Genomic DNA, 7,912 nt, shown 5'->3' with positions numbered 1-7,912 from the left:
TTTGGCGATCTGCTGGTTCGCCTAGTCGTCGACGTCGCATTCAGTCAAAATACTCTAAGCACTATGTAGGTCAATATTTTTTCGAAATGGTATAACTCTTATAAGCTGTGATTATTTGCGGCTAAGTCATTTACTATTACTAAGATAAGCTGACGATCCATTTAAATGGCAGCAGGATTCAAAATAATCTTGGCCTTATAAGCAGGACGGATGATCGTGAGAGCACTATGCCAAGCGCTACCGTAGAAGATTATATTAAGCATATTTACCTTGTCTCTGAGAAGTTGACTTCCTGCGAAGTGCCGATGGGGCAGGTAGCTGAGGCGTTGGGAGTCGTGCCCGGCACGGCAACTACTATGGTGAAGGCGCTTTCGGATGCGGGTTTGGTTCTATATGCGCCGCGCGTTGGGGTGCAGTTGACTGAGCCTGGGCGTAAATTAGCCCTGCACGTGCTGCGGCGGCATCGTTTGATCGAGCAGTTCTTGGTAGAGGTGCTAGGCTTCGATTGGTCGGAGGTGCACGAAGAGGCCGAACAACTCGAGCACGTCGTGTCTGATCTACTATTGGAGCGGATTGATCGTTTTTTAGGCCATCCCACCGAGGATCCGCATGGAGATCCAATTCCTTCGGCTGAAGGCGAATTGGTGCATGGAGAAGTGGAAACTTTAGTTGAGTGTCCCTTAAATACGCAGCTCACTGTGGCTCGAATCAGTGATCAAGACACAGGTTTCTTAAATTATATCGCTGAATCTGGACTAAACCCCGGCGTGCGGCTACAGGTTAGAGCGCGTAGTATGAGTGCAGAGTCGGTCAGTGTTGAACTGGCGAGTAATGCTGTCGCGATGACGCTAGGGCTGGGTGCGGCTGCGAAAATTCAAGTTCGTTTGGTGCATTAGTCGCCAATTTCGTCAGCATTTATTTAGTTTTTACTGATTGTCATATGAGGTATATCACTCAATGTAGATCTGTCATTATATCTAACAGACAATATTAACCTACATACATCATGGAAGAAGAAACCTCAGGATTAATTACCGCTACCGCTCCGGTAGCCGAGCCAACGATTGTTGAAAAGGTCATCGATGGTCTTGCCTTGTACGGGATGAAAATCATCGCCGCTGTTCTTATACTCGTTGTGGGCCTGTGGGTCGCCAAAAAGGTAAAGAATTGCTTCGTTAGCACCTTACAGAAACGTGAAGTGGATCCGACCTTGGTCGGGTTCTTTGCGAGCCTGATTCACGGGGCTTTGGTCATCTTTATCGTGATCGCCGCGATTGGTAAGCTGGGTGTACAGACGACTTCCTTTGTAGCCGTGATCGGTGCCGCTGGCTTGGCGGTGGGTCTGGCTCTACAAGGTTCGCTTTCTAACTTTGCGGCGGGCGTTTTGTTGATTCTCTTCAAACCCTTCAAGGCTGGTGATTTCGTGAAAGCCGGGGGTGAAGCGGGTGTGATTGTTGAAGTGGGTATTTTGACCACTGAGATGAAGACCCCCGATAATATTCAAATCATCATGCCCAATTCCTCCATCATGGGCGGTTCGATTACCAACGTTTCTGCGCACCCGACACGTCGTGTCGATATGACAGTTGGTGTCGGTTATGGCGACGATTTGAACAAGGCTAAAAAGATTATGGAAGACTTGTTGGCTGCTGATGAGCGTGTGCTCAAAGATCCCGCGGTCACAATTGCGGTGGCTAACTTGGGTGATAGCAGCGTCGACTTTGTGGTTCGTCCATGGGTCAAGTCCGCTGATTACTGGGCTGTCAAATTTGACTTCACTAAGGCAGTCAAAGAGAAGTTTGATGCTGAAGGAATCAGCATTCCATTCCCTCAGCGCGACATCCACGTGTTCCAGGAAAACGCTTCTTAAGCATTTTAAACGAATACAATTTTCAAAACCGCTGGTGCTCACCAGCGGTTTTTTTATTGTCGCAGGGGCAATCCTGTCTGTGTGTAGCTGCTCTTGTTCCTCTATTCTAAGAATTGGTATTCATGCGAACTTTTCGAATCTTACTGGCGCAGTCTGTGTGGCCAATTTTGCTGCTGGCGCAGAGCACGCCTGAGCAAATCGCCTACGCGTTATCGACGCGTTATACGCCATACTTCGATGGCGCTGCGCGCCTCGACCTAGAAGAGGTGGCGGCACAAAAGGTGGAGGCCTGGTGGAGCTCTCCGGCAGAGAGGCGAGTCCTGGGGCAGGCGCTTTCGGCAGCGCCCCTTGCTGGACTGCATCTCGCACTGGACCCTGGCCATGTCGGGGGATTCTGGGCGAAATGGGAATGGCGCAACTTCCGGATCTCTGAGCAGGACTACTGGGTGCGCGAAGGCGAGCTGGTGTTGGAAGTGGCCCAGCGTGTGCGGGCTGAGTTGACTCGCTTGGGCGCGCAAGTGACTCTGCTGCGCGAGTCGTCTCAACCCATCAATCCTGAGACCTTTGCGGATTATTGGCCTGCTGTGGCGGCTCAGCGAACGCCGCCCAGTGAGGTCAATTTACAGATCCAGCTCCAGCACGCGATGGCAGTGCGAGACGCGGCCATACGGATGGCGATTGTGAGCGGGGAGTTGGCGGAGCGCGCTCGGGTTGTCAACGAGCAGATTCGCCCTGATGCCTTGCTCTCACTGCACATCAATGCAGCCGCATGGCCCGAGGGCGATACGCAACAGCTGGTGCAGAGCGACCATACGCACGTATTAGTCTTTGGTTGCTTGAGCGAGGCCGAGCTGCTGAGTTCAGAGCATCAGGCGCAGCTGATCGAGAAGCTGATCAATGGCAGTGGGCCTATTGAGGCTACACTCGGTGCCGCCTTAGGCGCGGCCCTTGGAGAGGCGACGGGACTGCCAGCCTCTGATTACCAAGGGTATAATGCGATCCGAATCGATGCCGAGGTGCCCTATTTGTGGGCGCGTAATTTAATGTTGTTACGCCTAGTCAAATGCCCGACCGTGCTGTTGGAGCCCTATGTGGCCAACAGTGAGCGAGAATATGCCCGCATACAAACGGCGCTGAACGCTCGTGCGCATCATCAGCCCTTGCCTGCCGATGATATTTTATTGGAATACAGCGCTGCTGTAGTGGAGGGGGTGATGCAGACTTATGGCACGCTGCAGGCAGATGGGGAAGTGCAGTAGGGAGTCAGGTTTTCTCGCTAAAAAAGCCCGCCGAGCAGAGGTGCTGGCGGGCTTTGTGAAAGGTCGCTGTGTGCGATTGCTTAGATCAGGTCTTTGACCGCTTCGCGTTCTTCAGCCAATTCTTGCACGGAGGCGTCGAATTTTGCGCGGCTGAATTCGTTGAGCTCGATGTCTTTGACGATCTCGATCTTTTCACCATCGCTGCGGCAAGGGAAGGAGATGATCAAACCTTCGGGTGTGCCGTAGCTGCCATCGGAGCAGAGGCACATGCTGAAGGTGTCACCTTTGGCGGTGGGTGTGGTGAGCGCGCGGACAGAATCCACGATGCCGTTGGCGGCGGAAGCCGCTGAGGATGCACCACGTGCTTTGATGATGGCTGCACCCCGTGTTTGCACGTCGGGGATGAAGGTGTCCTTGAGCCAAGCTTCGTCGCCGATGACTTCAGCAGCTGACTTGCCCCCGATCTTTGCAGAGTAGAAATCAGGATACTGGGTGGCCGAGTGGTTGCCCCAGATCGTCATATTGCTGACTTCGGTCACGTCGACACCTGCCTTTTGGGCGAGTTGTGTCTTAGCGCGGTTTTCGTCCAGCATGGTCATGGCGAAGAAGCGGTCGTTGGGCACGCCTTCGGCATTGTTCATGGCGATCAAGCAGTTGGTATTGCAAGGGTTACCCACGACTAGCACGCGCACATCGGGAGCTGCATTGGCGCCGATGGCCTTGCCTTGGCCCGTAAAGACCTTGCCGTTGATACCCAGCAAATCTCCGCGTTCCATGCCCGCTTTACGTGGCACGGAACCGACTAGCAGCGCCCAGTTTACATCTTTGAAGCCTTCGTCCATATCGGTGGTGGCGACGACATCTTTCAACAGCGGAAAGGCGCAGTCGTCCAATTCCATCACGACACCCTTGAGCGCGTCGAGGGCAGGTGGGATTTCGATCAAGTTCAGCGCGACCGGTTGGTCGGGGCCAAACATGGCACCTGAAGCGATACGGAATAGAAGGGCGTAGCCGATATTACCAGCTGCACCTGTGACGGCGACACGAATGGGTTGTTTGTTCATAATTCTTATTCAGTTGAGGTTTGTGATTAGAGGAATTAATACAGGATGAGTGCCGAGGTCTTCAATGATGGAAGTTTCTGATTTGAATAGCAGAAGTTCCGCTTATGCTGTTCTTAAGTGAAGAGTGGTGCTAAATCCTGGTAGCCTTTGCGTATCATAGCTTCGGTAGTCGCCCAGTCGATGCAGCCATCGGTGATGGAGACGCCGTATTTAAGATCGGCTACGGGTTGAGGGAAAGATTGATTACCAAATTCGAGATTACTTTCGACCATGGCGCCGATGACGCTGGGGTCGATGAGGCTTTGGCGTACGATCTCGTCAAAGACCAATGGCTGGCGGCCGGGGTCTTTATCGCTGTTGGCGTGACTGCAGTCAGTCATGATCGCGGGAGTGAGTCCGGCAGATTCAAGTTTTTCACGGGCTTGCGCGACATCGTCGGCGCCGTAGTTGGGACCGTGGGAACCGCCGCGTAGCACGATGTGGCAGTGTGGGTTGCCCTTTGTGGTGAGTGCGTTGGCCTGGCCTTGGTTATCAATGCCGAGAAAAGTTTGTGGCTGGCTGGCGGCTTTAATCGCGTTGATCGCGACTCCGAGCCCACCATCGGTGCCGTTTTTGAAGCCGAGTGGCATCGAGAGGCCGGAGGCCATTTGGCGGTGCGTCTGACTCTCGGTGGTGCGGGCGCCGATCGCGGACCAGCAGACTAAGTCGGCGATGTATTGCGGTGTGATCGGGTCCAGCAGCTCAGTGGCGGTGGGCAGGCCCAGCTCGATGATATCGAGCAGGAAGCGGCGCGCGATGCGTAGACCTTCTGGAATGTCGCTGGTGCCGTCGAGCTTCGGGTCCATGATCAGGCCCTTCCAGCCGACAGTGGTGCGAGGCTTTTCAAAATAGACGCGCATGACAATTAGCATGCGGTCGTCGACTTCTTTGGCGAGTTTAGCAAGTTTTTCGGCGTATTCACGTCCAGCTTTAAGATCATGGATCGAGCAAGGGCCAATGACGACGAGTAGTCGGCGGTCCTTACCAAAAATGATCTCGTTGATCGCTTCGCGGCTCTCGGCCACGAATTTATCCGCTGCGTCCGTTTTAACGATCTCTTCGCACAGGGCGAGTGGAGAAGGAAGCAGTGTTTTGGAAGTGATGTTGATATCGGTGACTTTTTTCACGGGGCGGAGATTTAGAGTAGCTTTGAGGTGGGAACAAGCTCAATCACCCATTGCTGACGCTAGACACCAAAATGTCATAATTCTGTGCATCGCAGCTGTCGTGGGTCTTATGTGTTTATGCCAGTAGCCCGATCAGTACTTTAGCGATCAGTATCATCACGATGAGAGCTACCGGATAGGCCGATACATAGCTGACCACAGGCACTTGCGAGTCGGTTTTGGCGGTGATGGCACCCAAGGCAGGGGTGGAAGTCATGCCGCCGCAGATGCCGCCGAGAGCTTGTAAGGGATCCAGTTTAAAGAGCTTGCGCGCTAGCGGCCAAGCGACCATGAGCGGCACAATGCTGACTGCGATACCCAGGGCGAAGAGCATGGGGCCATATTCTTGCACGGTAGCGGCTAAGGAGCCACCGCCGCGCACGCCGGCATTGGCGAGGAAAAACACCAGTCCCAGTTCTTGCAGCAACAGGCGGGTGGGGCGGGGAATGTGACCGACGATGCGGCCAACACGACCGAAGTGTCCCAGTAATAAGGCGACGAAGAGTGGTCCGCCAGCGAGCCCCAATGTGATGGGGGTGCTGCCGGGTAGGCCGATCGGGATCAATCCGACGATGATGCCCAGTGTGAGGCCCGCCGAGAGTGAGAGCAGGTCGGTCGTGTCGATGGCGTTGCTGCGGTGGCCGACTGCTTTGGCAAAGCCTTTTAAGTCATCCGGGCGGCCGACCGAGGTGAGCTGATCGTTGAGCTCAATCACAGTCGAGGCATTGGGCACGAAGGTGAGGCCGAGCCGAGTGATCCGTGTGATCACGATGCCGTAGTTTTTGAGCGGTGCGACGTCGCGCAGGTTCTTGCCTGCCATCTTACGCTCGGTGACCAGTAGTTGCTGGCGCTCATTTTCCACGTCCTTTAGGACATTGCGATGGCTGCGATGGCCGATGTAGTCCACTGCCACGGCGATCTCTTTGCTCCGCCCAACCAGCAATAAGAGTAAGCCTTCTGTAAAAGCGTCGTCATAGCTGAGTGGCACCAGCTGCCCGTCTTTAAAAATGCGCGAGACCTGGCAAGCGTTCAGATTGGCGACGCCCGAGTCCGCGATCCGTTTGCCAATCAGATTTTGGTTGGTGCATTCGACCAGCACATTTTCCACGCGGTCTTCTGCGGCATCGCCCGCATCATGTTCAGCCGCGATCTTTTCCAGGTCGTGCTTTAAGATGCGTGGGAGCACCTGCACAAACAGCACCACACCGATGACACCGAAAGGATAGGCGATACCATAGCCAATACTGACTCCCGAGGCGGCCTCCTTGAGGCCCTCGGTGGCAGCGGCCAGCGCCGGTGTGCTGGTAAGGGCACCAGCAAAGATACCCGCGGCCAAATCGGCCGGCAGATCCAACAGCTTGGCGCCCGCCCAAGTGACAAGTCCGCCCAGAGCGACGATGACGAGTGCGAGCTTGGCTAAAGTAGCCCCCTCACGTGCCACCGAAGCAAAGAAGCGGCCCCCTGCGCCGATGCCCACGCAGTAGACAAACAGCACCAGCCCCAGCGTGCCAATGCCACCAGGAATGCTATAGCCTAAGTGCCCCGCCAGTAATGCGGAGAACAACACGCCCGAACTTCCAAGGTTGATCCCTTTGATGGTGATGTTACCAAAGAGTAGGCCCACCGCGATGACCGCGAAGAGCGTGACCAATGGTTGGTCGAGTAAGAGCTGGTTGAGTGCCTCTAAATTCATATTACTTATGCTTATGTTGTTTTGATCTTAAATAAGCAAGTGTAATGTTATGAATTATGTTAAATAGTGGCAATGGCAAGTTACAGCAACTTGCGAGCCACTCCGAATCTTACGCTAGAGCGTGGACATCCGACTTTATCGAGTCGAATGCAGCGCCAGCAGCGCGTCGCATGAGCGTGTAATTTATCCATGCTCGATAGCTTCTGATTTTCTTAACTCAATTCCAAGGTTGAACTTTTTATAAAGCTGAGTGATATTTACGACGTGAATGACAAACAGCTAGCAATGAGCACGCTTCAAGCACTGCCTGAAACGGCGAGCTTGCATGATATCCGCGAGGAACTCGAAATTCTTGAAGGGATCAAGTCTGGCCAGCAAGCCGCCCGAGCAGGCCACGTGCAGAGGCAAGAAGCTGTAGAAGAGCTTTTTGCCTCATGGAACTCAAAGTAGTCTGGACGGATCCCGCGATCAAGAACCTGCGGGACATTCGTAATTACATTGCTGAGGATAATCCTGCTGCTGCCGTCTCCTTTTGATTGGAACTGTTTAAGAGCACGCGGTAACCCCAAGTTTTAGCGTGTTCGACTAGAGCGTTTCTCAAAAGTCTTTGCGCTTATACTACAACATAAGAATTTAGAATATGCTTAACGGCTTAAGCCGTTACTCTTACCTTAGGGAGCGTTTCCTTTGTAAGAGTGAGCGCTTCAGCGCTTTGGGGCATGAGGCGAATGGCACGGACTTAAGCAGCTTTATCGACGTTTTTCTTCTTCGCTTTACCTTTGTTTTTTCTGGATTTTGAGACCTTAAATTTTGATCGATGG

The 7,912-nt window shown here is 53.6% G+C and carries 8 protein-coding genes; 5 read left to right on the top strand and 3 right to left on the bottom strand.

Annotated features, from left to right (window positions below; translation table 11 throughout):
- Positions 1-227 precede the first annotated feature (227 nt).
- The 3 genes from QEH52_RS18710 (at position 228) to QEH52_RS18700 (ending at position 3,129) form a co-directional block, all read left to right on the top strand.
- Positions 228-896 (top strand): metal-dependent transcriptional regulator, encoded by a 669-nt coding sequence (locus tag QEH52_RS18710; RefSeq protein ID WP_308952483.1) that lies wholly within the window; start codon positions 228-230, stop codon positions 894-896.
- A 110-nt stretch (positions 897-1,006) separates the two neighbouring features.
- On the top strand, positions 1,007-1,870 hold the full coding sequence (locus QEH52_RS18705; protein ID WP_308952482.1) for a mechanosensitive ion channel family protein: 864 nt from the start codon (positions 1,007-1,009) through the stop codon (positions 1,868-1,870).
- Between the two features lie 122 nt (positions 1,871-1,992).
- Entirely contained in the window at positions 1,993-3,129 is a 1,137-nt protein-coding gene (locus tag QEH52_RS18700) for an N-acetylmuramoyl-L-alanine amidase (RefSeq protein ID WP_308952481.1), read from the top strand.
- 80 nt (positions 3,130-3,209) lie between these two features.
- On the opposite strand, the gene QEH52_RS18695 is transcribed toward QEH52_RS18700, so the two are convergent.
- The 3 genes from QEH52_RS18695 to QEH52_RS18685 all read right to left on the bottom strand — a co-directional run bounded on the left by QEH52_RS18695 (position 3,210) and on the right by QEH52_RS18685 (position 7,091).
- Positions 3,210-4,193 (bottom strand): malate dehydrogenase, encoded by a 984-nt coding sequence (locus tag QEH52_RS18695; RefSeq protein ID WP_308952480.1) that lies wholly within the window; start codon positions 4,191-4,193, stop codon positions 3,210-3,212.
- A gap of 113 nt (positions 4,194-4,306) precedes the next feature.
- Positions 4,307-5,359, bottom strand: a complete 1,053-nt coding sequence (locus tag QEH52_RS18690; RefSeq protein ID WP_308952479.1) for a 3-deoxy-7-phosphoheptulonate synthase — start codon at positions 5,357-5,359, stop codon at positions 4,307-4,309.
- A gap of 115 nt (positions 5,360-5,474) precedes the next feature.
- Positions 5,475-7,091 carry an aspartate:alanine exchanger family transporter gene (locus QEH52_RS18685; protein WP_308952478.1) on the bottom strand — a complete coding sequence of 539 codons (1,617 nt, stop codon included), beginning with the start codon at positions 7,089-7,091 and terminating at the stop codon, positions 5,475-5,477.
- Positions 7,092-7,376: 285 nt separating this feature from the next.
- On the opposite strand from QEH52_RS18685, the gene QEH52_RS18680 reads away from it, so the two are divergent.
- Positions 7,377-7,541, top strand: coding sequence for a hypothetical protein (locus QEH52_RS18680; protein ID WP_308952477.1), 165 nt, complete (start codon positions 7,377-7,379; stop codon positions 7,539-7,541).
- Complete coding sequence (locus QEH52_RS18675) at positions 7,526-7,627, top strand: type II toxin-antitoxin system RelE/ParE family toxin (protein WP_308952476.1); 102 nt, start codon at positions 7,526-7,528, stop codon at positions 7,625-7,627. The genes QEH52_RS18680 and QEH52_RS18675 overlap by 16 nt, the downstream gene beginning before the upstream one ends.
- The last annotated feature ends 285 nt before the right edge of the window (positions 7,628-7,912 follow it).

Source organism: Thalassobacterium maritimum, assembly GCF_031127805.1.
In the GTDB taxonomy this organism is placed as follows: domain Bacteria; phylum Verrucomicrobiota; class Verrucomicrobiia; order Opitutales; family Coraliomargaritaceae; genus Thalassobacterium; species Thalassobacterium maritimum.
The sequence above is the reverse complement of the archived record's forward strand: the minus strand, read 5'-3'. Positions and strand labels throughout refer to the sequence as shown.

Excerpts from the sequence above, each read along its gene's own strand:
- QEH52_RS18710 (WP_308952483.1), top strand. The coding sequence starts at position 228 with ATGCCAAGCGCTACCGTAGAAGATTATATTAAGCATATTTACCTTGTC.
- QEH52_RS18705 (WP_308952482.1), top strand. The coding sequence starts at position 1,007 with ATGGAAGAAGAAACCTCAGGATTAATTACCGCTACCGCTCCGGTAGCC.
- QEH52_RS18700 (WP_308952481.1), top strand. The coding sequence starts at position 1,993 with ATGCGAACTTTTCGAATCTTACTGGCGCAGTCTGTGTGGCCAATTTTG.
- QEH52_RS18695 (WP_308952480.1), bottom strand. The coding sequence starts at position 4,193 with ATGAACAAACAACCCATTCGTGTCGCCGTCACAGGTGCAGCTGGTAAT.
- QEH52_RS18685 (WP_308952478.1), bottom strand. The coding sequence starts at position 7,091 with ATGAATTTAGAGGCACTCAACCAGCTCTTACTCGACCAACCATTGGTC.
- QEH52_RS18680 (WP_308952477.1), top strand. The coding sequence starts at position 7,377 with ATGAGCACGCTTCAAGCACTGCCTGAAACGGCGAGCTTGCATGATATC.
- QEH52_RS18675 (WP_308952476.1), top strand. The coding sequence starts at position 7,526 with ATGGAACTCAAAGTAGTCTGGACGGATCCCGCGATCAAGAACCTGCGG.